The sequence below is a fragment of the Archangium sp. Cb G35 genome (genome assembly GCF_001896145.1).
In the GTDB taxonomy this organism is placed as follows: Bacteria; Myxococcota; Myxococcia; order Myxococcales; family Myxococcaceae; genus Archangium; species Archangium violaceum.
Window position 1 is genome coordinate 243,053 of sequence record NZ_MPOI01000008.1, and the last position, 23,558, is coordinate 266,610.

Annotated in this window: 15 protein-coding genes and 1 pseudogene; 9 read left to right on the forward strand and 7 right to left on the reverse strand. The window is 70.3% G+C overall.

Annotation, left to right across the window (positions count from 1 at the left end; all coding sequences use genetic code 11):
• Nucleotides 1-136 precede the first annotated feature (136 nt).
• A complete protein-coding gene (locus BO221_RS25145) occupies nucleotides 137-5,110 on the forward strand; it encodes an ATP-binding protein (protein ID WP_143195663.1) in 4,974 nt (1,657 codons plus the stop codon).
• Nucleotides 5,111-5,115: 5 nt separating this feature from the next.
• Here BO221_RS25145 and BO221_RS25150 read toward each other — a convergent pair whose 3' ends face one another.
• From BO221_RS25150 to BO221_RS53980, 3 genes are read right to left on the reverse strand one after another with little or no spacing between them, the layout of a single operon-like run.
• On the reverse strand, nucleotides 5,116-6,453 hold the full coding sequence (locus BO221_RS25150) for a sigma-54 dependent transcriptional regulator (protein ID WP_043402836.1): 1,338 nt from the start codon (nucleotides 6,451-6,453) through the stop codon (nucleotides 5,116-5,118).
• Complete coding sequence (locus BO221_RS25155; RefSeq protein ID WP_073563264.1) at nucleotides 6,450-7,790, reverse strand: HAMP domain-containing sensor histidine kinase; 1,341 nt, start codon at nucleotides 7,788-7,790, stop codon at nucleotides 6,450-6,452. Before BO221_RS25155 ends, BO221_RS25150 begins: the two co-directional genes overlap by 4 nt.
• Nucleotides 7,791-7,840: 50 nt before the next feature.
• The gene (locus BO221_RS53980; protein ID WP_233166253.1) at nucleotides 7,841-8,143 is read right to left on the reverse strand and encodes a hypothetical protein; all 303 of its coding nucleotides are present in this window, start codon (nucleotides 8,141-8,143) and stop codon (nucleotides 7,841-7,843) included.
• Between the two features lie 432 nt (nucleotides 8,144-8,575).
• On the opposite strand from BO221_RS53980, the gene BO221_RS25165 reads away from it, so the two are divergent.
• A complete protein-coding gene (locus BO221_RS25165) occupies nucleotides 8,576-8,824 on the forward strand; it encodes a hypothetical protein (RefSeq protein ID WP_073563033.1) in 249 nt (82 codons plus the stop codon).
• A 144-nt stretch (nucleotides 8,825-8,968) separates the two neighbouring features.
• A complete protein-coding gene (locus tag BO221_RS25170; protein WP_143195664.1) occupies nucleotides 8,969-10,540 on the forward strand; it encodes an MBOAT family protein in 1,572 nt (523 codons plus the stop codon).
• Between the two features lie 164 nt (nucleotides 10,541-10,704).
• Here the strand turns inward: BO221_RS25170 and BO221_RS25175 are convergent, their stop codons facing one another.
• A complete protein-coding gene (locus tag BO221_RS25175) occupies nucleotides 10,705-11,160 on the reverse strand; it encodes an RsbRD N-terminal domain-containing protein (protein ID WP_083681348.1) in 456 nt (151 codons plus the stop codon).
• 185 nt (nucleotides 11,161-11,345) lie between these two features.
• On the opposite strand from BO221_RS25175, the gene BO221_RS25180 reads away from it, so the two are divergent.
• The 6 genes and pseudogenes from BO221_RS25180 (at nucleotide 11,346) to BO221_RS25205 (ending at nucleotide 19,666) form a co-directional block, all read left to right on the forward strand.
• A complete protein-coding gene (locus BO221_RS25180; protein WP_083681349.1) occupies nucleotides 11,346-12,374 on the forward strand; it encodes a hypothetical protein in 1,029 nt (342 codons plus the stop codon).
• Nucleotides 12,375-12,656: 282 nt separating this feature from the next.
• Nucleotides 12,657-12,791, forward strand: a pseudogene (locus BO221_RS56380) (DEAD/DEAH box helicase); the annotation flags it as partial.
• Nucleotides 12,792-12,924: 133 nt separating this feature from the next.
• A complete protein-coding gene (locus BO221_RS56385; RefSeq protein ID WP_233166254.1) occupies nucleotides 12,925-13,359 on the forward strand; it encodes a RecQ family zinc-binding domain-containing protein in 435 nt (144 codons plus the stop codon).
• 111 nt (nucleotides 13,360-13,470) lie between these two features.
• Nucleotides 13,471-15,297 (forward strand): serine/threonine-protein kinase, encoded by a 1,827-nt coding sequence (locus tag BO221_RS25195; protein ID WP_073563038.1) that lies wholly within the window; start codon nucleotides 13,471-13,473, stop codon nucleotides 15,295-15,297.
• Between the two features lie 71 nt (nucleotides 15,298-15,368).
• Nucleotides 15,369-19,148: a DUF3857 domain-containing protein gene (locus tag BO221_RS25200; RefSeq protein ID WP_073563266.1), complete on the forward strand. Its 3,780-nt coding sequence runs from the start codon at nucleotides 15,369-15,371 to the stop codon at nucleotides 19,146-19,148.
• A gap of 2 nt (nucleotides 19,149-19,150) precedes the next feature.
• Nucleotides 19,151-19,666 carry a YkgJ family cysteine cluster protein gene (locus BO221_RS25205; RefSeq protein ID WP_369865555.1) on the forward strand — a complete coding sequence of 172 codons (516 nt, stop codon included), beginning with the start codon at nucleotides 19,151-19,153 and terminating at the stop codon, nucleotides 19,664-19,666.
• A 45-nt stretch (nucleotides 19,667-19,711) separates the two neighbouring features.
• On the opposite strand, the gene infC is transcribed toward BO221_RS25205, so the two are convergent.
• The 3 genes from infC to BO221_RS25220 all read right to left on the reverse strand — a co-directional run bounded on the left by infC (nucleotide 19,712) and on the right by BO221_RS25220 (nucleotide 23,471).
• Entirely contained in the window at nucleotides 19,712-20,440 is a 729-nt protein-coding gene (gene infC, locus BO221_RS25210; protein WP_073563039.1) for a translation initiation factor IF-3, read from the reverse strand.
• A 250-nt stretch (nucleotides 20,441-20,690) separates the two neighbouring features.
• A complete protein-coding gene (locus tag BO221_RS25215; RefSeq protein WP_073563040.1) occupies nucleotides 20,691-22,586 on the reverse strand; it encodes a PHB depolymerase family esterase in 1,896 nt (631 codons plus the stop codon).
• A gap of 117 nt (nucleotides 22,587-22,703) precedes the next feature.
• Nucleotides 22,704-23,471, reverse strand: a complete 768-nt coding sequence (locus BO221_RS25220; protein WP_073563041.1) for a crotonase/enoyl-CoA hydratase family protein — start codon at nucleotides 23,469-23,471, stop codon at nucleotides 22,704-22,706.
• Between the last annotated feature and the right edge of the window lie 87 nt (nucleotides 23,472-23,558).

Consider the following 23,558-nt stretch of genomic DNA (forward strand, 5'->3'; position numbering starts at 1 on the left):
GCAGCGGCCACAAAACGGTGTCCGCGACTCCTCCTGACAGCATGGTTATGGCCGGTTCCTTTTCGACGCTCCCCTGAGAAGGGGCCGTCAGCCAGGGGCCGAAGCGAATGCACGCCATGCGAATGGGGGAGGCATCGTGGCCATAACGGAGCTGCAACCCGAGAGCAGGACAACCACCTCGGCCGGCATGCTTCTGGGAGGGCGGTTCCTGTGCCGCCGCCGCATCCGCCAGCAGGGCGAGGTGCAGGCGTGGGACGCAATGGACCTGTCGACGGGTAGCCGGGTAGCGATGAAGGTGGCGCCCCTCGACGCCCTCCATCCGGGAGTAGTCGAGCGTGTGACCCGGGAGCTCGCGGCATTACGCGAGGCCCGAAGCCGTTGGGTCTCCCCCCCTCTTCATATCGGCCTGGATGCCGGGCTCGCCTACCAGGTGAGGCCCTGGCTCTCCGGGAGGACGCTTCGGGAGCGGCTGTCCCAGGGGCCGCTCTCCCTCGAGGAGACCCTTCAGATAGGACGCGGTGTCCTGCGCGCATTGCAGGCGGCGCACTCCCTGGGCGTGGTGCATCTCCATGTCCAACCCTCCAACGTCATCCTGGGCGGAGAGGACTCGAAGCGTGAGGTCACGCTCGTCGACTTCGGGCTCACCCTCGATGACCTGCGCGAACAGTCCCTTCAGGCGCTCCCCCTGGAGGACGTCCTGTACCTCGCACCCGAGCAGGCGGGACTCGTGGAGCACCCCGTGGGCCGCGCCTCGGATCTCCACGCAGTGGGCGTGCTGCTCTTCGAATGCCTCGCCGGAGCGCCACCCTTCCAGGGAAGAACGCTGGGGAGCATCCTCCAGCAGCAACTCACCACCCACCCCGAGCTGCGCGCCCTCGGATTGCCCGTCCCCCGGGCATTGGAGCAGGTGGTGCAACACCTGATGCGCAAGGATCCACGCGAGCGATACCAGAGCGCGGAGGCAGCACTCGAGGACCTGGAAGCCATCTCCGCGCGGATGGAGCGCGGCGAACACGAGCCCACACTCGTCGTGGGCCTGTCCGATGCACGGCGCAGGCTCAACGAGCCCACCTTCATTGGCCGAGGCGCGGAACTGGACGCGCTGGAGGGGACGCTGGGAGAGGCGGCTCGGGGACGAGGGGGGCTGGCCCTCGCCCAGGGAGGGTCAGGCTCGGGGAAGACCCTGCTCCTCGACGAATGGGCGCGGCGGGCGCGCGCCAGGGGTGTGCGGGTCTTTCGTGGCCAGGGGGTCGACCGGTCGGGCCAGCAATACATCCAGGTGCTCGCGGGAGTGGTCGAGGAACTGCTGTCGGCACTCGAGGAGAGCCCGTCCCTGGCGGAGGAGTTGCGCACCCGCCTGGGAGCTCAACTCGAGGCCGTCTGTGAGGCAATCCCCCAGCTCGCCGGGCCGTTGGGGCACCCGGACCCCGTGAGGTTGGGACATGAGGAGATGGGAGTGCACCGGACGGGGCGGGCGCTGAGGGCGCTGCTCGAGGCGCTGGGGAACAGTGGAAGCCCCACCGTCGTGCTGCTGGATGACTGCCAGTGGGCTGACGAGTTGACTCTCGAGCTGCTCGCCGCCTGGGTGAGGCCCTCCGTGGAGGAGCCACGAGACCCGCGGTTCGTCGCGGTGGTGGCCGCATTCCGGACGGAGGAAGTCCCCGAGGGACACCCGCTCCGGCGCCTGGAACCGGCCCTCCGCATCACCGTGTCACCCTTCCCGGCGCCGGAGCTCCGCCGGCTCGCGGAGTCCATGGCGGGAAGGCTCCCCGAGGAGGCGCTGGACACCGTGGTGCGGCTCTCCGAGGGCAACCCCTTCATGGCCTCCTCCGTGGTGCGAGGACTCGTCGAGAGCGGGGCCCTCGTGCCCGGGCCCTCCGGGTGGCGGGTGGAGCCACAACGGCTGGCCGAGGTCCGCTCCTCACGCCAGGCCACCACCTTCCTCCTGCGCCGGCTCGCGCTCCTGCCCGAGCCGGCCCAACGCCTGATGGCCGCTGGTGCGATCCTCGGCAGGGAGTTCCCGGCGGACGTGGCGGCGACACTGGCACGGCAGGAGCCACGAGAGGCCCTCGCCGCGCTGGAAGAGGCCCGGCAACGGCATCTCCTCTGGCCCGGGCCGTCCTCGGACCGCTGGGTCTTCTCGCATGACCGGCTGCGGGAGGCGCTGCTGGAGCGACTCCCCGCCGATGAGGCCCGTGCACTGCACCATGCGGCCGCGCTGGAGTGGGAGCGCCGCGCCCCGGAGCAATACTGCAAGCTGGCCTATCACTTCGAGGCGGCGGGAGAGTTCCATCGAGCCTGGCCCCATGCCCTCGAGGCGGCCCGGGAAGGCCGGAACCGGCATGCCCTGGAGATCGCCGAGCTCAACTATCGTCTCGCCGAGCGCGGGGCGGAGGAGGAAGACGACGCCACCCGCCTGGCCATCCTGGAGGAACTGGGCGAGGTCCTCCTCATCCGGTTGAAGGCTGAGGAAGCGGACCAGTGCTTCGCGCGGGCCCAGGCCCTGGCCACGAGCCGTCTGGACCATGCTCGACTCCAAGGACACCGCGGGGAGGTTGCCTCGCAGGACAAGCGCTTCACGGAGGCCGTCAGGGCCTATCGCGGAGCGCTCCACCAACTCGGCCAGAGCCTGCCCCGGAACCGCTTCGCCCTCCTTCTGTACCTGCTCTGGGAGTGGCTCCTGCGCGTGCTGCGCGCCCCCAGGGCAGGAGGGCCGCCCCTGGAAGGCGAGACACGGTTGGCCGCGCACCTCTACATCCAGCTCTCCACCGAGTCGTGGATCCAAGGGGGATGGTTGCTCACCACCCTCTACTCACACCTGCGCGGATTGAACATCGCCGAGCGGCATGCCCCCACGCCCATCCTGGCGACGGCCTATGCCTGCCATGGTTCCTTGTTCGCGCTGCTCTTCCCGTATGTGCCCGGGTTCCTGCGCGCCTCCGCCCTGAGACGTGAGCGGAAGTACATCCAGGAGGCACTGCGGCTGTACCGATCCCTGGGCAACGTGTTCGACCAGGGGTCCACACTGGCCATGTACCATTACACGCTCTTCAGCGCCGCGCGCTTCGAGGAGTGCGTCGAGTCCGGCCGTGAAGCGGAGCGTCTGCTCCGGCAAACAGGAGCCACGGCCATGCTCCTGTTCGTGCGTTCCAACCTCGCCACCGCGCTTCAGGCCCTGGGGAAACCCTCCGCGGCCCTCGAGGAGGCGAATCGTCTGCAGGGCCTCGCCGTGGAGCTCGATCACCGGCTCTCCCTCGCCACGGGCCTGTTGGTCCAGGCGTATGCCTCCGAAGGACACCTCCCGCGAGAAAGGTTGGAGGCGGAGCTCACTCGCGCAACGCACACCGACGAGGTGTCCCAGAGCATGCTGCTCCAGGCCGAGGGGGTCCGGCTCCTCGCGGCGGGTGAGGCCACCCAGGCCGCGAGGGCATTCACCCAGGCCCTCGGGATGGTGGGACCCCTCATGCGCTCGAAGGCCCCACCCCTCCTCTTCGCCTTCCATCCCTCGCTCATGACGGCCCTTCGGGAGCAAGCCCTCCAGCTGTCCCCCTATGCCTCCACCCGCCGCGCCGCGCTCCTGCGCCAGGCCAGAGCCGCCGCCCGGCAGGGGCTTCGCTTCCCGGGTGGAGCCCGGGCCCACCGCCCCCACATCTTCCGTGAGCTGGGCCGCATCGCGGCACTGGAGCAGCATCACACCCGGGCGCGCAGGTACCTCGACAAGAGCCTGGCCGCCGCCGAGCGCCTGGGCATGGGCCACGAGCGCGCCCTGACGCTGCTGGCGCGGGCCGAGGTGGGCACCGCCCTGGGGTGGCCGGGTGCCTCGAAGGACGCCGCAGCTGGCGAAGAGGCCCTGCGGTCCATGCGTGGAGCGCGGGAGCCGGCGCACTCACCCGAGGCCCGGGTGAGCCTGTCCCTGGTGGACCGCTTCCCGCGCATCCTGGAGGCGGGGCATCGCATCGCCTCCGCCCTCACGCGGGAGGCCGTGTTCGCCGCGGTCCGAGAGGCGGTACAGGGGCTGCTGCGCGGCGAGCATGACGAGCTCATCGAGCTCACCCAAGAGCACACCGTCCCCGAGAGCGTGGGTGGCACGCTCCGCGCGGTCATCCTGCGCGCACTCGAGGGTGAGCGACCCTGGGTGCCCTCGGAGGAGGAGCTCGAGGCACTGGGCACTCCAGGCATGCGCTCGGCCTTGTGCGCCCCCATCCTCGCGCGAGGCCAGGTGGTGGCCTGCTTCTGCGTCACGAGCCATGGGCTGGCCGGGGCCTTCGGAGCGGAGGAAGCGCGCATCGCCGAGTTCATCGCCACCCTGGCCGGGGCCGCGCTGGAGAATGCCCAGGGCTTCGCCGAGGTGCTCGCCCTGTCCGAGGAGCGGCAACGGCTCTACCAGCAAGCCCAGGCCGCCCTGCGCAAACGCGACGAGTTCCTCGCCGTGGCCTCACATGAGCTGCGGACTCCCTTCACTCCGATGCGGCTGTACATGCAGAGCCTGCTCAACGCCCTGCGCCAGCCGGCCCGCGCCGCGGGAATGGAGCCATGGGTAGCGAAGCTGGAGATGGCCAACGCCCGGTTGCAGCGGCTGGCCCGGTTGGTCGAGGACCTGTTCGATGTCTCGCGTCTCTCCCAGCGCATGCCTCCACTCCGCCTGGGCGAGGTGGATCTGCCGGCGCTCGTCCGGGAGGCGGCGGACCGGTGGAAGGAGGAGCTGCAACGGGTGCGGTGCGAGCTCGTGCTGGAGGTACTCGCGGAGCCGCTCGTGGGGTTCTGGGACGCGCTGCGCCTGGAGCAGGTCATCGACAACCTGCTGTCCAATGCCATCAAGTACGGCCCTGGCAAGCCCATCCACCTCTCCGTGACACGGGAAGGAGGGGCCGCTCGGCTGGTGGTGCGCGACGAGGGCATGGGCATCGCCCCCGAGGACCAGGCCCGCATCTTCGAGCGCTTCGAGCGGGCGGTGTCCGAGGACAACTATGGCGGCTTCGGGCTCGGCCTGTGGCTCTCACGCGAGGTGGTACGGGCACTCGGGGGGCGGATCTCGGTGAGCAGCGCACCGGGCCAGGGCGCGACCTTCACGGTCGAGCTGCCGCTCACCCCCGTCCCCGCTCCGTCCTGAGCGCCCTACTCCGCGGGCTCCTGGGCCTCGAGCAGCTTGTAGAGCGTCTTGCGGTCCACGCCGAGCAACCGCGCCGCCTCGCTCTTGTTGCCCCCGACATGCTGGAGCACATGGGCCGCGTACCGCCGTGACAGCTCCGCCAGGCTGGGCATGTCCCCGGCCAGGCCACTGAGCTTCTTCGGCGCATCCCCAATGGGCTCGGGGAAATCCTGCGGCCCCAACACCCCCGTGACGTTGAGCGCGAGCGCCCGGGCCACCACGTTCTCCAACTGCCGCACGTTGCCGGGCCAGTCGTACGCGGTGAGCCGCGTCATCACCTCGGCCGTGACCACGGGCGCCGCGCCTCCCCGGGCATGCAGCGCCGCGAAGTGCTCCACCAGGGAGGGAATGTCCTCCCGCCGCTCGCGCAGGGGCGGCAGGTGCAGGTGCACCACGTCCAACCGGTACAACAGATCCTCGCGGAACAGGCCCTCGGCCACGCGCTCCTTCAAATCCTTGTTCGTCGCGGCCACCACGCGGACGTCCACCTTCACCGGCGCGCTCTCGCCGACGCGGCGGATCTCCCCCTCCTGCAGCGCGCGCAACAACTGCGCCTGCACCTTGGGCCCCACATCGCCAATCTCGTCGAGGAACAACGTGCCGCCATGCGCCTCCTCGAACAGACCCCGCCGGGCCCCCGAAGCCCCGGTGAACGAGCCTCTCGCATGGCCGAACAGCTCGCTCTCCATGAGGGACTCGGCGATGGCGCCACAGTCCACGGGGATGAAGGCCCCATTGGAGCGCGGCGAGCGCCGGTGCAGCGCCCGGGCCACCATCTCCTTGCCCGTGCCCGTCTCGCCGGTAATCAGCACCGGCACCGACGTGGCCGCCGCCCGGGCCACCTGCTTGTACACCTCGAGCAGCGCCGGGCTGCGCCCCACCATGGAGCCGCGCTCCACCTGCTTGCGCAGTGAGCGGTTCTCCTCCACCAGCCGCTTCTGCTCCAGCGCGCGCTTCGCCACGCGGACGATGGCGTCCACGTCGAAGGGCTTGGCCAGGTAGTCGAAGGCGCCCTGCTGGATGCTGTCCAGCGCGCCCTCGATGTTGCCGAAGGCCGTCACCACGATGACGGGCGTGTCCGGCATCTGCGCACGCACCTCGTTCAACACCGTGAGCCCATCCCCCGCGTTGGGCATGGCCATGTCGGTGAGCACCAGGTCGAACGGCCCCTCCTCCGCGAGCCGCGTACTGGCCTCCTTCGGGTGCGAGGCCTGGGACACCTCGCCGAGCATGCCGAGCAGGCGCTTGAGCAGATCCCTCGCGTGGGGATCATCATCGACGACGAGGATACGGGCGGGACTCATGTACCGACTCCGCGAACAGGGGGGGCAGCCTCGGCCGCGAGGGGGAAGCGGACCGTCACCCGGGTGCCCCTACCCAATTCCGAGCGCACCAGCAACACACCTCCATGGGCCTCCACCAGCCGCTTCGTGGTGGCCAGGCCGAGCCCGTGCCCGGGAATCCCCCGGGTCTCCGGACCCCGGAAGAAGGGCTGGAAGAGCTTCGCCTGCGTCTCCGGGCTCATGCCGGCGCCGTTGTCGGCCACCTCCAGCACCGCCTCGCCGCCCTCGCGCACCACCTTCACGGAGACATGTGCCTCGGGCCGGCCCGCCGTGTACTTCACCGCGTTGGACAGCAGGTTCTGCGCGATGAGCTGCAACAACTGCGAGGGGCAGGACACCTTCACCCCGGACTCCAGCGAGCGCTCCAGCGCCACGCGCTGCGCGGCGGCCGTCTGGCTCACCTCCAGCAGCAGCGTGCTCACGGCCGTGTCCAGCTCGCCCACCGCGGGCTCGCCCCGGGTGCCCGCGCGGCAGAAGCGCAGCAGCGCCTCGATGAGCTCGCCCATGCGCACCGCGCTGGACTCGGAGAGCGACACCAGCTCCAGCGCCTGCGCGTCCTTCACCGCCCCCGAGCGGCGCAGCAGCGTGAGGTACCCCTTCAGTGGCGACAGCGGCCCCATCAGGTCATGCGCCACGCGCCGGGTGAAGGCATCCAGCTCCTGGTTGCGCCGGTCCAGCTCCTCCATCTGCGCCTGGATGGTGGCCTCCTGGCGCTTCAGCACCGAGGTGATGCGCCAGCCCACCCCGAGCGACACCAGCACCGCCAGCAACGTCACCCCACCGCCGAACGCGAGGTTGCGCACGCGCAAGGAAGCCAGGTGCTCCAACAGCAGCCGGGCCTCGTCCGCGTTCTCCCGCGCGAGCTGCCCCGCCAGACCGTCGATCTCCTCGGCCAGCGGGCGCACCTGCTCCACCAGGTGGTGCCGCGCCTGCTCCGCCTCCTGGCGATGGGAGAAGACCGCCGCGGCGCGCACCTGCTCGGCCAGCCGGGTACACGCCATGTTGAAGCGCTGCCACACCACCAGCGTGCCGCCGTGGGGCAGCTCCCGCGTGTACTCCTGCGTGGCCTGGCGGATGTCGGCGAGGATGTCCTCCATCACCTCGTCGGCGGCCTCGCGCTGGGGATCATCTGTGGCGCGGATGTGAGCCTCGATGGCGGACTCCAACGAGAGCGCGTCCACCCGGATGCGGCCGATCAGCCCGGCCCGATCGAGCGCCTCCTGGACGCGTTCCGCCACCTGACGGCCGGTGCGCACCTCCGTCCACAGCGTGAAGCCGGCCACCGCCGACAACAGCATCACCGCGAACAGGAAGCCGGCGCGGTAGCCACGAATGGAGGCACGTTCGCTCACGGACTACCGGCGGGCATCGGCGGAGCAGCCGGCGCCTGCGAGGGCTCCTGCGTGGGCTGGGGCTGGCTGCGCCGCCGGGCCCGGGAAAGCGCCGCCTGGTACCACACGTCCTCCAGCTCCTCCTGCAACGCCGTCATCTCCCGCTGCCGCGACACCAGCTGCGCGTTGTACTCCACCAATGAGTGCCTCACCGCCGCCGCCCGGCCCAGCTCGTCCTCCAACAACTGGGTGAGCTGTGCCGTCTCCGCCCGCTCCTGGGCCGCCGCCTCGAGCGCACTCTCGGCTTGCGCGAGCCTCATGGCGAGTGCTTCCGCACGTTCACGCTCTTCCTGATACCGCCCCTGCCACCGCGCCACTTCCACCGACATCTGGGGCTCAGAGGATACCCGGGGGGTCGCACATCCCACTCCCAACCCGCTCGCTGCCAATGCGATGAAGAGGTACCGCATGCCTTGGCTCCCGTCCTCCGGACACGCGGCATGCGCATCCGGGCTAGACCGGGCTGTACTGTCTCCGGCTGACATCAACAGCATCCCCAAGACGCGACGTGTCGTCAAAGACCTCCAGCGCTTTCTGGGGAGGGTGCCCCCAGGCCGGGCAGGCGGAATGGGGAGAATCTCCGCAGCTCCGCGAAGCCTTCCCTCGGGAGGGTCCCTGGCACGGCGAGTGCTCAGTATCCGTCACGCAACGCCGCAATGCCGCGACGTTTCGTTGCTGCTCGGAGAATCCACATGAAGAACATCATCGCCGCCATCGCCCTGACCGCCTCCATGTCCGCGTTTGCCTCTGAGCCCGCGAAGGCCGAGGCCGCTCCGGCCGCCGCCGCCGCCCCCGCCGCTGCTCCTGCCGCGGCCCCCGCCGAGGCTCCGGCCGCCGAGGCCAAGGCCGAGGCCAAGCCGGAGGCCGCCAAGGCCGAGGCCAAGCCCGAGGCCAAGAAGGCCGGCAAGAAGGCCACCAAGACGGCCGCCGAGACCAAGTAGTCCTTCCGCTTCGTCTCGATGCACCAATGAGGGCGCTTCCCTTCGTGGGGGGCGCCCTCGCCGTTTCCGGGGCTCCGGGCCACGGGTCGAAGCAGGGGGACAGGCACCCTCACCCCGACCCTCTCCCGGAGGGCGAGGGGAGATTTGGTAACCTGTGGGCCACCGGCGCTCTCCGGCTCGCGGATGCTCTTCAACTCGCACGTCTTCCTCTTCGTCTTCCTGCCCGCGGCCCTCCTCGTCTACTTCGGGCTGGGGCACCGCGGACGCACGCGCGAGGCCCTTTTCTCCCTCCTCGCCGCCTCCCTCGTCTTCTACGGCTGGTGGTCCGCCGGCTACGTGCTGCTGCTCGTCGCCTCGCTGTCCTTCGACTACCTGCTCGGCGCCCGCATCGCCTCGCTCGCCTCCGTGGACAAGCAGCGCGCCCGCCGGCTCCTCATCGCGGGACTCGTCATCGACCTCGGGCTGCTCGCGTACTTCAAGTACTCGGGCTTCCTCGTGGAGAACCTCCAGGCGCTGCTCGGGACGCACTGGGACTACGTGCCGCCCCGGCTGCCGCTGGCCATCTCCTTCTATACCTTCCAGCAGGTGGCCTACCTCGTCGACTGCTACCGCACCGGCCACCGCGAGCCGAGCGTCCTGCGCTACGGCCTCTTCGTCACCTTCTTCCCGCATGAGATCGCCGGGCCCCTGGTGAACCACCGGGAGATGCTCCCGCAGTTCGCCGAGCCGGACGTGGCGCGCCTGCGCTCCGAGCGTCTCACCGTGGGCCTCACCTGCTTCTTCCGCGGCCTGTTCAAGAAGGTGGCCGTGGCGGATGTCGTCGCGCAGTTCGCCAACCCCGTCTTCGCCGCCGCCGCCCAGGGCGTGCCGGTGGGCCTCGTGGATGGGTGGGTGGGCGCCATCGCCTTCTCGCTGCAGCTCTACTTCGACTTCTCCGGCTACTCGGACATGGCCATCGGGCTGGCGTGGATGTTCAACATCCGCCTGCCGCTCAATTTCGACACGCCCTACCGCTCGGCGAGCATCGTCGAGTTCTGGCGCCGCTGGCACATCTCGCTCTCGCGCTTCCTGCGCGACTACCTCTACGTGGCGCTGGGCGGCAACCGGAAGGGCCGCGTCCGCCGCTACGTCAACCTGATGCTCACCATGCTGCTCGGCGGGCTGTGGCACGGCGCCGGGTGGAACTTCATCCTCTGGGGCGGGATGCATGGGGCCCTGCTCGTCGTCACGCACATGTGGACCGCGCTGCGCGAGCGGTGGGGACTGGCGCCGCTCGGACAGGAGGGCCGGTGGACACGGCCCCTGGCCATCGCCGCCACCTATGTGGCCGTGGTGGTGGCCTGGGTCTTCTTCCGCGCCGAGACGCTCGAGGGTGCGCTCGGGGTGCTCCGGGGCATGGCGGGCCTGGCGGACGGCGCGAAGACGGGGCTCGCCTTCCGCGCGGTGTGGAACGACGACCTCTCCGGCTTCTTCCGGGCGGCGACGAAGACGGGCGTGCTGCTCGCGGCGCTCCCGGTGGTGTTCATCTCCGGAGGCCTGCACCGCTGGATGGGGCCGCACAACCCCGCGCTGGTGGACGACACGCCCCAGGCATTCCCGGCGTCACGCTGGGGCTGGCAGCCCACGCCGGGCCAGGTGCTCGCCTGCGCCGCGATGGCCGCCGTGGCCATCCTCCGCCTCAGCGAGGTGAGCGAGTTCATCTATTACAACTTCTAAGCCAGCCGAAGTCAGTCCGTTCAGGGGTCTGTCCTCAGCTCGAAAGCAGGAGGGACCCCTCCGGGCCCGGTCTCGCCAGACTTGTCCAACAGTTGGACAAGTTCGTGAAGAGCGCGCCCGGCAGGCGGACTCACCCACCCCTGAAAGGACTTTGTTCCGATGGCTTAGCCCGGAGGAGGAGCCGGCTCCTCCCCCAGGAGCTGCCGCTCGCGGATGCGTGTGTAATGCACGACGGCCTCCGAGATGGCCCGGTTGAAGCACTGCACGAGCACCCTCACCTCCTCCACGCGGATGAGCGCCTGTCCCTGCTCCTCCACGAACTCGTGGATGCAGTCGTGCAGGGTGCCGTACTCGCGCACCATGCTGGGCAGATCGAAGCCGACGCGAAAGCGCTGCTCGCCGTGCTCCCAGCCCAGGGGGCCCACCCGGTGCGTCTTGGGGGACTGCCCTTCCTCCTCCCGGCGCAGGGCGGCCACCACCTCCCGCATGAAGTCCGGAATGTGGTCCGCCAGCTCCGGCCTGGAGAGCTCACCGGGTGCATGGTCCCGTTGGACCCGCTCCAACCAGCGCTCGAAGATGAGCTCCGAGCCGGCCTCCATCATATCGGCGACGCTTCTCATGGGTGCTCTCCCGCTCGACGGCCCTGGGAGAACGTTGGTACCTGTGTGGCTTTCTGTCCTGGCGGGCGGCCCTGGCCCGAGGGACAGTCCCAGCCAGGATGCCGGGCAGGCAAGGTGGCAGGGGCCCTTCCGCTCCTTCCGTCTGCGTCCCGAAGCGGCGATGCTCTCCCCCCTCGGATGCGCCCGTGAGCATGGACAGGTACCTCAAGCATTGGGCGGTGGCCACGGCGGTGCTCGTGCTGGGAGCGCTCGCGCTCAACCTGCTCGTGGATCCGCTCTGGTACGGCCAGGGCAACCGCCTCACGGGGCGCAACTACGAATTCAACGAGCGCGTCTCCAAGGCCAACCTCTTCCTCCAGGACCCCACCCGCTACGACTGCCTCATCCTGGGCAGCTCCACCTCCACCATCGTGCGCCCCTCGCTGCTGGCGCCGCACCGCTGCCTCAACCTCGCGTTCAGCGCGGGCGTGGTGGGCGAGTTCCTCGCCTATGCCCGATGGCTGCGCGCGCATGGGGCGAGGCCGTCGCTCGTCATCGTGGGGACAGACTTCGTGAACTTCGACCCCCGCGTGGACGCGCAGGTGGACGTGCCGGACTTCGTCGCCCGGAGCGAGGCACCCCCGCCACGCTGGAAGAGCTACCTGTCCCTGGACGCGCTCCTCTGGTCGGTGCTGGCGGTGCTGGACCAGTCGCCCTACCCCAAGTTCTACGACGAGCGTTTCGAGGTGGTGATCCGCCCCGACGCCGGCACCTTCGACCCCGAGGGCGTGTGGCTCCCGCCGCGGGTGCTGGACCCGGCCCGGGTGGCGCGCTTCGGTGAGCTGCGAGCCCTCTTCCCCGAGGCCCGCGTCATCGGGTGGATGCCGCCGCTGTCCGCGTGGCACGTGGCCGAGCTGGAGCGCGCGGGCATGCTGCCGGACTACCTGCGCGGCCTGCACGCGCTCACGTCCGTGCTCGACGAGGTCTACGACTTCGCCGTGCCCTCGGACGTCACCGCGCGGACCGACAACACCTACGACGGGCGCCACTACGGCAATGAGGTCAACGCCCGCGTCACCCGCAGGCTCGCGGGACACGAGGACACGTTCGGCGTCCGGGTGGGCGGATTGACGCTGGAGGCCTACCGCGCGCTGTACACCGAAGGTCTCCGGAGCTTCCGGGCGGGCGGGCAGGCGAGCCCCTCCGCTCCGGTGAGTGGTCCCCCGGTGCCGTAACCCGCGAAAACCCCGAGCCGCGTGCTCGGCCGTCCCCCGGACGGACCTCGTTGGTCCAGGGTCCAGGCTGGCTCCCGAGGGTGAACCCGGCCCCCTACCTTGAGGGACGCCATGGGCACCTCCAGAGACAGGGACGCGGCAGAAGCGAATCACGGTCACCCCCGGCCGAGCTGGAAGAAGCTCATGGCAGAAGCCCGGGAACACTTCGGGGTGCGGGAGCTCCGGCCCGGCCAGCAGGAGATCATCGAGGCGCTGCTGGAGGGCGAGGACGTGCTGGGGGTGATGCCCACCGGCGCGGGCAAGTCGCTGACCTTCCAGCTCCCCGCCCTGCTGCTGCCCAAGACGACCGTGGTCGTCTCGCCGCTGCTGGCGCTCATGCAGGACCAGCACGAAAAGCTCTCCGAGGCCGCGGTGCACGTGGCGAAGCTGGACTCCACGCTCACCGCGCGCGAGGCGGACCAGGTGGCGCGGGCGGTCCGCCGCGGCGAGCACGAGCTCATTCCTCGGGGGCAAGTACCCCCGGCGCGAGGAGTCCCAGGCGCTCTACTCGGTGCTGCGCGAGCTGTGGGCCCACCGTCAGGGCAAGCCCGTATCCCTCAAAGTGCTCACGGAGGCCTCGGGCCTGCCGGCCAACCGGGTGAAGGTGTTGGTGGCACAGCTCGCCGGCGCCGGCATCCTCGAGCGCGGCTCCCGCGGGTTGAAGCAGCTGCGCGACTTCGACACCCCCGAGGAGCTCGCCGGCTACCTCACCGCCTACGAGACACGCCACCAGAGTGATCGCCAGCGCCTCCAGCAGATGATGCGCTACGGGCAGACCACCGGGTGCCGCTGGCGTCTGCTCGGCGAATACTTCGGAGAGCCGGAACACGCGGAGTGCGAGCACTGCGACAACTGCGAGGAGCGCGCCGCCGGTCACTTCGACGCAGCCAGTCCCACACGCATCGCCACCCCACCCGCCCCCGCGAGTGCAGGCGGTGCGGTGTAGGTGGAAAACGGCAGCCAGTTCATACGCGAGCGCCTGTAGCGTCCTGGATCATCGTGTACGCCCGGAAGCGGAAGGTTCTGCTACCCTGCGAGCCGTCTTCCCAAGCCCTCCATGCCCTCGCTCGACGCTACTTCGACCGCCATCAGCCGGACGCACGCGCCGGATCTCATCCCTGGCTACCGCTTGGAGAGCCTCGTCGGCGCCGGCGGCATGGGAGAGGTGCACAAGGCCACCCAGCTGTCCTTGAACCGCACCGTCGCCGTCAAGCTGCTCAACCAGCAGCTCGCCCAGGAGGAGAGCTTCGTCGCCCGCTTCCAGAAGGAGGCCGCGGCGCTCGCCACCCTGCACCACCCCAACATCGTCTCCATCGTCGACAAGGGCAGCACCCCGTCGACGTACTTCCTGGTGATGGAGTTCGTGGACGGGCCCTCGCTGCGCGAGCGGATGCGCGCGCCCCAGGAGGATCCGCAGGAAACGCTGCGGGTGATGCTGCAGATCTGCCGGGCCATCGAGTACGCGCACAACCGCAACGTCATCCACCGGGACCTGAAGCCGGAGAACATCCTCTTCGACGAGCAGGCCGGTGACCTTCCCAAGGTGACGGACTTCGGGCTGGCCTCGTTCCTCGAGGACACCAGCACGCGCTTCGCCCTCACCGGCACCCATATGGCCATGGGGACGCTGTCCTATATGGCGCCCGAGCAGCGGGTGGACGCCAAGAACGCGGACGGGCGCGCGGACATCTTCGCGCTGGGCCTCATCCTCTACGAGATGCTGGTGGGCGAGCTGCCCGCGGGCAGCTTCGAGCCCCCCTCGCGCCGCAAGCCGAAGCTGGACTCACGGCTGGACGGCATCATCGAGCGCTGCCTCAAGCAGCAGCCCTCGGAGCGTTACGCGACCGTCACCGACCTCATCCGGGACCTGGAGCCGCTCGCCCCGCACTACACCACCATGCGGCCGGCGAAGCTCAACCGGATGCAGCGCCTGAACCGGGCCCTCAAGAAGGCGGTGCGCGTCACGCTCCAGGGTGTGGCCACGCTGCTGGTGCTGTCCGCGCTGGGCATGTGGGGCGTCAGGTACTGGCACGTCACGAACAAGCGCGTGCCCAGGACGCCGGGCGAGGCGCTCACCGGGGATCTCGGAACTCCCTCGGCGCAGGAACCCCCGGGACGGTTGACGGCAGTGGAGGGCGAGCCACGCAAGGTGACCCTGGGTGACGGGAACGACAAGCCCTCCCTCCTGGTGTCGGGCCGCCCGCTCTCCTTCGAGGACAAGAAGCTCGTCTTCCCAGCAGTGGAAGGTCAATCGCGCGAGGGACTCGTGCGGGTGGACGTGCCCGGGATGAGGGGCGACACCGCCCGCCTCGTGGCCCAGGTGAACGCCCAGTACAACGCTCCCAGTCTCTTCGAGACGCTCGCACAGGTGGTGCTCGACGCCCCCCTGCCGGATGCGCAGGTCGCGCTGATGCTGGTGAAGAACGAGCAGACTCCGACGCGGTATATCGCCCTGGTGTATAGCGGGTCCGGTGCTCCCCTCCGGCTCGAGTGGAACCTGGGAGAGAAGCAGGGCACCATGTTGGGGCCCGACTCTCCCGAGGGTCCGGTGGAGCTCGAGTTGGTGGTGGACGAAGAAGGGGCCCTGATCGCCTCGGTGGGTAGCAAGGGAGACAAGCGTCCCATCTTCGAACCGCTCCAGCTGGGAATGAACTGGCAGGAGCTGCGTTTCGGCAGATCACCCGTCCCCGCCCTCGGCTGCATCGAAGGCGCATGCCAGGTCGAGAAGTTCAGCTACCAGGTCAAGCCGGTGCCGCCCAAGCCCGCCGGTGTGGTCCAGGCGTCGGCGCCCGCCCGGGTGGAGACACGGACCGTGACTCCGGCGCCCGTCAAGCGGACTCCGGCCAAGCCCGCCCCCGCGCCCAAGGGCAAACGTTCGAAGTGAGCAGGAGAGAGGCCAACCGCTACACGTGGATGTGGCCTCACCCGGGGGATTGAATTATCCCTGTGCGCTCCATGCGCACGCCCACTCCCCGTTTCTCCGTGCTGCTGCTCGTCGCCGGCCTCTCCCTGGCCGGTTGTGCCCACTCCACCTCGCCCACCGAGGTGCTCGAAAATGCCGCCAACGCGGCGAAGAAGGGCACCACCGAGGCGCGCACGCTCGCGCTCGCCGGCTTCCATGCGTGGTTGATGACGGGAGACCCGGCCATGGCCCAGGCCCGCTTCGACGAGGCGGGCGCCAAGGATCCGGCCGACCCCTACGCCCTCTACGGCCAGCACCTGCTCGCGCGCCGCGCCGCCAACCCGCGCCGCGCGCTCGATGCGGCACTGGCCGTCACCACCCGCGCGCCCCGCCATCCGCTCGCGGTGCCCTCCGCCCGCTACGTGCTGGACCTGGTGGGCTCCTCCCCCGCGCTGGATGACGTCATCCTCACGGGCATCCAGGCCGCGCTCGATGCCGGCGCCTCGGGCGAGGCCGCTCAACTGCTGCGCGCCAGCCAGGTGGCCATCCTCGGCCTGAGGGATGACCGGGCCGCCCAGGCCCGCGCCCTCAAGGACATGGGCTCGGTGGACACGGCCACCCTGTTGGGGCCCTTCTCCCCCTGGCACCTGCTCGCCTTCGACGAGACCACCCCGCCGGAGAAGGACGGCTCCCTGGCGGGCCCCTTCACCGGCCCCTTTGGCCAGCTCGTGCCGCGCACCCTGCGCGCCCCGGACAGCCGCCTGGACGTGGCGGGCGAGCCGGGCAGCGGCGACATCTACCTCATGGCCGTGGACGCGGAGGTGCCCGAGGCCGGGGTCTACGTGGTGCGCGCCGTCTCCGCCTCCTCCTTCAAGGTGATGGTGGATGGAGCGCCCCTGCTGGAGCGCCGCGACTTCACCCGCGCCGCGTCCACCGTGGCCGCGCGTCCCGTGCAGCTCGCGGCGGGCCGGCACCGCATCCTCATCAAGCTGCTGAAGGACCAGCAGCGCGGAGCCAACGTGTCCTTCGCCCTGGCGCGCGCGGACGGGAGCCCGTCGAACATCCGCTACAGCCCGGCCAGCGGGCCCGCGCCCTCCTCGTGGGGCTCGGCGCCCCGGGAGGCGAAGGCGGAGCTGGTGTACCCGCGCGCCGAGGACCTGGCCGCCGCGCTCGCCGGTGAGGCGGGCCCGCTGCTGGCGGACTTCGCCGCGATACGCGACGGAATGGGCCGGGACTCGGACGGGGCGTGGCGGCTGATGACGCGCCTGCAGAAGACCGCCCAGACGGCCGCCGTGCTCTCGCTGCGCGCCGAGCTGGCCGCGCTGGACCGGAGCATCCCCTCCAAGGTGTCGCGCGGGCGCTCGACGAGGGACCTGGAGTCGGCGCTGGCGAAGGACCCGGGCGACGTGATGGCGCTGCTGCTGCGCGCCGAGCTGTCGCTCAACGACGGGCAGTACGCCGCGGCCATGGAGACGATCAAGACGGCGCGGGCCGCGGCGAAGCAGCCGGGCTGGCCCGTGTACCTGCTGGAGGCACGCGCGGCCATGGCCCTGGAGGTGGAGAGCGCGGCCGAGGAGAGCGCGGAAGCGGCGCTCCAGGCCCAGCCGGGGCTGTGTGATGCGATGGGGCTGCGCTACGGACTGGCCCGGCGCCGCGACGCGGTGGCTCGCGCGGACGAGCTGATGGGCTCGCTGGTGGGGTGCCCGGGCGCGCTCCCCCGTGCCGCCGATCACGCGCGGATGAGGGGAGACCTTGAGCGCTCGGCCGCCCTCTACCAGCAGCAGCTCGTGCGCAACCCGGGCGACATCACCACGGGCATGTCGCTGGCGGCCGCGTACGTGGCGCTGCGCCGCTTCGACGAGGCCACGGCCACGCTGAAGACGCTGACCGCGCTCTGGCCGCGCAACCCGCGGGTGCTGGAGAAGCTGGCGGACGTGCGGGAGCTGGCCGGAGACGCGGCCGGGGCACTGGCGCTGCGCGAGCAGTCGCTGCTGCTGGACGGGAGCAATCTGGCCCTGCGCCGCGCCGTGGTGCGCGCGAAGACGGGGCAGGAGATCCTGCAGGCGCACGCCATCGACGGCCGGCAGGCCATCAAGGACTACGAGGCCAACCCGGGCCCCCAGGAGAGCGCCGCGGTGTACGTGCTGGACGCGGCGGCCACGCAGGTGTGGCAGGACGGCTCGCAGGTCACCCGCATCCACGGCATCCAGAAGGCGCTGGAGCAGAGCGGCGTGCAGGAGATCGCCGAGATGAACCTGCCCTCGGGCGCGCAGGTGCTGGCGCTGCGCACCATCAAGGCGGACGGCACGGTGCTGGAGCCGGAGAACATCGCGGGCAAGGACACCATCAGCCTGCCGGGTGTGCAGGTGGGGGACTACGTGGAGGTGGAGTATCTGGTGGCCGAGTCCTCGCGTGGGCCGGCACAGCCGGGCTTCAAGGCCTCGGACTTCTACTTCCGCGTGGCCGACATGCCGGACTACCGCGCCACGTACACGGTGGTGGCGCCCAAGGGCACGGGCATGAAGGTGGACGCGCACAACATGAAGGCGCCGCCGCCGGTGGTGAAGGGGGACGAGGAGCTCTTCACCTTCGAGGCCCGCAACGTGCCGCCCTTCATCCCCGAGCCGGACGGCCCTCCGTCGAGCAAGGAGTACCTGCCCTTCGTGGTGGTGGGCGCGGGCACCACGGGCAACGACAAGCTGGTGGCGGTGTACTCGGACGCCTTCCTGGACAAGGGTGCGCTCAACTGGGAGCTGGAGGCGTTCGCGCGCGAGACGGCCGGAGACAAGCGTGGACTGGAGGCGGTGAAGGCGCTGTACGCGGCGGTGATGAAGCGCTTCACCGGCCGGGACGCGGGGCTGACGCAGTCGTCGGCGGGCTCGATCGCGCAGGACCGGGGCAGCCGGCTGTGGGTGCTGAAGGCGGGGCTGGAGTCGCTGGGGATTCCGACGCGGCTCGTGGCGGTGCGCACCTTCTCGGCGGACCCGGCGGAGTACCTCTTCCCCGAGGAGTCGCTGCTGCCGTACGTGGCACTGCGGGCGGAGGTGCCGGGTGAGGGGCCGGTGTGGCTGGACACCACCACGCGCTTCGCTCCCTTCGGCGAGCTGCCCGAGTCGGCGATGGGCGAGCGGGACGCGTACCTGCTGCCCGAGCCCGGCCGCCCGATGGAGAAGGTGAAGACGCCGCCCGCGAAGCAGCAGCCCGGCAAGCTGGTGAAGCTGACGCTGGAGGTGGATGGGAACGGCCAGCTGACGGGCAAGGGCGAGGAGCAGTACACGGGCTTCGACGCGGCGCAGTTGGCGGAGGCCTTCGAGGCCATTTCCGGCGAGCGCCGGCGCCAGGCGCTGCAGAGCGCGGTGGCCCGCTACTTCGGCGGGGCGGAGCTGACGGACCTGAAGCTGGAGCGCACGGAGGAGGTGGGGGCGCCCTTCACGGTGCGCTATGCCTTCAAGGCGTCCGGCTTCGCCCGGGCGGACAAGGACAGGATGTTGCTGCCGCCCGTCACCATGCCAACGAGCCTGGGCCGCCAGTACGTACAGCTCAGCACGCGCACCACGCCGCTCTACATCGACGACACGGAGACGAGCCGCACGGTGGTGACGCTGACGATGCCCCAGGGCTTCCGGCTGTCGGATCCCCAGGCCCAGTTGAAGGTGGACGGCCCCTTCGGACGCCTGGTGCGCACGGAGAAGCAGGAGGGGCGCACGCTCACCATCGACGAGACGCTGCGCCTGGAGCGCGCCCGCGTCCCCGTGAAGCAGTACGAGGACTTCGCTCACTTCGCCGGTGAGGTGGACCTCGTCCAGTCGAGGGACCTGGTGCTGGTGAAGTAGACGTGAGCACCCTGCCCCTGTCCGAGCTGTGCCGTCGCTGCGGCCTGTGCTGCGACGGCAACCTCTTCAGCCACGTTCCGCTCCAGCCAGCCGAGGCCGGCGCCGCCCGGCGGAACGGGCTCGAGGTGGTGGCGCTCGCGGATGGCGCGCCGGCCCTCCGCCAGGGCTGCACGGCGCTGAAGGGGAGGCAGTGCTCCATCTACGCGGAGCGCCCGGAGGGCTGCCGCCGCTACGCCTGCCGGCTGTTCAACGCACTCGCTGGCGGGACGGTGCCATTCGAGGAAGCACTCCAGGTGGTGGAGCAGGCGCACGCCCTGCTCGCGGCCGTGGAGCGCGGCCTCGCGCCCGGCACGGACCCCCACCCCGCCTCGGTGTTGGAGCGCGCTCGCTTCGCCGCCTGGGGTGAGGAGGGGGGCTTCTCGTCCGAGACGAGCGCCGCGCGGGAGCGGGCCGAGGCCTTCCTCGACCAGCACTTCCACGGCGGCCCGAGGCGCTTCGAGGGCCCGGGCCAGGGGTAGCGCCACACGCGGTGGAGCGCGTCCACCGCGTGCGGGAGCTTCCGCCTACGGAGCCGCCGGACTGGGGGCTTCCTGTGCGCCCTCGCCGGAGTCCTTGTCCGCCTCGGCGGCGGCAGGGGCAGCGGCAGCGGCGGCGGCGGGAGCCGGCTTTCCGGCACCGGGCGCCGGAGGAGGCGGGGACTTCTTGCTGGCGGCGGCGGCCTGCCGCACCAGCTCGCGGGCCTTCTGGGCGATCTTGGCCGTGGGCGCGAGAATCATGAACATCAGGCGCCCTTCCATGCGGGGCGGCATCTCCACCACCGCCACATCCTTCAGGTCCTCGGCCACGTCGTTGAGGATGGCCGTTCCCTGCTCCTTGTGGGTGATTTCTCGACCCCGGAACTGGATGACGACCTTGGCCTTGTTGCCTTCCTCGATGAAGCGGCGCGTGTTGCGGACCTTGAATTCGTAGTCGTGCTCCTCGGTCTTCGGGCGCAGCTTCACTTCCTTGAGCTGGACCACGACCTGGGCGCGCTTCGACTCCGCGGCCTTCTTCTTCTCCTCGTACTTGAACTTGCCATAGTCCATCACCTTGCAGACAGGCGGCTGGGCCATGGGACTGATCTCGACGAGATCGAGTCCTTCATTTCGAGCCAGCGTCAGGGCCGCTTCGAGGGGCATGACGCCAAGCTGGGCGCCATCGGATCCCACGACACGGACCTCGCGAGCGCGGATACGGCGATTGGTTCTCTGATCGCGGCTGCCGCCGCGGGGACTTCTCTGTTCGCGAATGATGTGCTCTTCCTCCGAAAGGGGTTTACAGGCCTACGCCCTCCCTGAAGATGGGGTAGGGCCCTGCGGTACGGCATGGCGCGGGGCGTGGACGGCAGGCGACCCACCGGGCTGACAGCCCCGCGAGGTGGGAGTGCCTCGAAGCGCCCCCCCCCGGTGGGAGGGGGAGCATACGAACTGGCCTTGCATCATACCCGTGGCCGTGGGGCCACACTAACACCCGGAGCGCCGTCCCGCCCCGGGAAACCCACGCTTATGGCGTGTAGACGACGGTGAGCCTGGCGTTCGCCCCATCCTGGATGAACAGGTAGGCTGTCGCCGCCTGATTCTGGGTGAAACCCAGCCTCAACTGGGTCTTCCCCGTCTTGTTGATGGCCGCCAGGCCGGCGCCGGAGAAGTCCGCCGAGTTCGTCGTACCCAGAGTGAACCTCGGGATGCTGGCCACGGCGCTCGCGTTGGCGGCGGCGCCCCAGTCGGCCGTCTCGGTGGCGGCCGCGTTGAAGGTGCCCGTCTTCACGTCGATGACGAGCGTATTGCCAGCGGGGCTCGCCCACGGGTCACCCGAGCCGGACGAGTAGCCGACGGTGAGGTAGGCGCGGGTGATGGTGGCGCCGTCCGGCAGGCCGGAGGTGTCGAACGAGAGGAAGGAGCGGTTGTACTTGCCGTCCGTGCCGCGCCCGAGCGCCAGGCCCATGAGCGTACCAATCGCGGGCAGGCTGCCATCCGCGTTCGCCTTGATGTAGCCATCCTCCGCGGCGACGCTGGTGAAGCTCACCGTCACCGGCGTGCCCGTGCCACCGCTGTTGCTCACCGTGACGGACGTGTCCGCGTCCGTGGCCGAGTTGCCCGCGGCGTCGTAGGCCCTGGCGCTGAGCGAGTGGGAGCCGTTGGCCACGCTGGCGCTGTTCCAGGCCAGCTCGTAGGGGGAGGCGCTGTCGGAGCCGGCCAGGGAGCCATCCACGTAGAATTCCACCCGGGTGACGCCCACCGCGTCCGAGGCGCTCGCGGTGAGGGTGACGGTGCCGCTCACCGTGGCGCCGTTGGCCGGCGCCGTCAGGTTCACCGTGGGCGGGGTGGTATCACCCGTGCCGCCGCCGCCACCGCCCGTGAGCCCGAAGAACTTCGCCTGGTAGTACACGGCGCAGATGTTCACGTCGGACAGGTACGAGCCCGTGGCGCCGCACACGGTGGAGGTGCCCGGGAAGCTGTACTGCGGGTCGATGGCCACCCCGTGGCCCATGCCGGTCAGGTCATAGGTCTCCACGAGCGTCGTGCCCGCGCTGTTGCGGTACTCCTTGTGCGGGAAGCCGGCGACCGTCTCGGTGAAGTCCGCCGTCTGGTCGATGCCGTGCACGTTGGTCCACTGCTCCATCGCCTCGGTCGCGTTGGAGTTCTTCACGGTGAAGTCGCTCGTGCCGTGCCAGATGGAGACGCGGGGACGGGCACCGGTGTAGCTGGAGTAGGCGCCGCGCACGAGGTCTCCCCAGGCGGCGGGCGTCTTGTCCACGCCCGGGCTCATGCAGGAGAAGGCCGAGGTCATCGAGGTGGCGCACTTGTAGGGCCCGCCCGCGTTGATGGCGCCCGCGGAGAAGACGTCCGGGTAGGTGGCGAGCAGGGCGGGCACCATGTACCCACCGCCCGAGAAGCCCGCGACGAACACGCGCGCCGGGTCGATGGAGTAGGCGGAGCGCATGGCGTCCACCATCTGCTTGATGGAGAGCACCTCACCCGAGCCACGCGCGATGTCACCCGGCTCGAACCAGTTGAAGCAGCTGGTGGAGTTGTTGCTGCTCTGCTGCTGCGCGTAGACGACGTAGAACTTGTAGACGTTCGCCGCCGCCGTCCAGCCGGTGTTCTCCATGGCCGCGGCCGTCTGCGTACAGCCGTGCAGCACCACCACCAGCGGCGCGCCGGCCGGCACGCTCGCCGGGACGTGCCGGAACATCAGCAGGTTGCCGGGGTTGGTGCCAAAACCGGTGACTTGCGTGAGCCCGTTCTCCACCTGCACCACGTCGGAGGCGGCCTGCTCCTCGGGAGCGCCTCCCTCGAGCGGACCACAGCCCGCGGCGGTGGTGAGCAGGAGCGCCGCGAAGCGCATCCCACGAGCTGGCGTGAACGACGACGGACGACGCGTGCTTCGACCGAACATGAAGCCTCCGGGGCCGCCGGGGGGTAGAGGAGCGGCCTCGCGGCGAGAACAGACTTTCACTGGATGTCCCTGCTCAAGTCGCGGCGCGTCAAAAACGGCTGAAATCTGAACCAGTTTTCAACTTTCCTCGAACGAGCCGTGCCGGCCGGCGCCATCCGCGAAGCGCTTCGCACCCGTCAGCGACTCCTTCTCGAGTATCCGCACGCCCCGCTGGAACTCCTGGAGCAGCGCCTGCTCCATCGGGAGCCCGGCCTGTTCGTACGCCGAGCGCCGGTCCGCGTTCATGCAGGCCTGCGGGAAGGCGGCGATCTCCCGGGCCAGCTGCTCGGCGGCCTCGCGCGCACCGCCCCGGGGCACCACGCGGTTGACGAGCCCCATGCTCAGCGCCTCCTGCGCCGGCACCGGACGGCCCGTGAGGATGAGATCCATCGCGCGCGACAGGCCAATCAACCGGGGCAGCCGCACCGTTCCCCCGTCGATGAGCGGCACGCCCCAGCGGCGGCAGAACACGCCCAGCACGGAGTCCTCCTCGGCCACGCGCAGGTCGCACCAGAGCGCCAGCTCCAGCCCTCCCGCGACAGCGTGGCCCGACATGGCGGCGATGACCGGCTTGCTCAGCACCATCCGCGAGGGCCCCATCGGCCCATCTCCTTCCGGCGCCAGGTGCGGCAGCCGGCCCTCGGCCACGGCCTTCAGGTCCGCGCCCGCGCAGAAGGTGCCTCCCTCGCCGAACAGGACACCGGCCCGGGCCTCGGCATCCGCCTCGAACTCCCGGAAGGCCGCCGCGAGCGCCTCGGCCGTGGGCCCATCCACGGCGTTGCGCACCTCGGGCCGGTGGAGGATGACGGTGGTAACGGAACCCTTCTTCTCGACGCGTACGTTCATGGGAGCTCCAAGGTCTACGACACCCTCTCGTGACCTCTGCGAGCGGCCAGCCGGCGGGGCAGTGGGTCCACTGATGGTGTAGGCTGG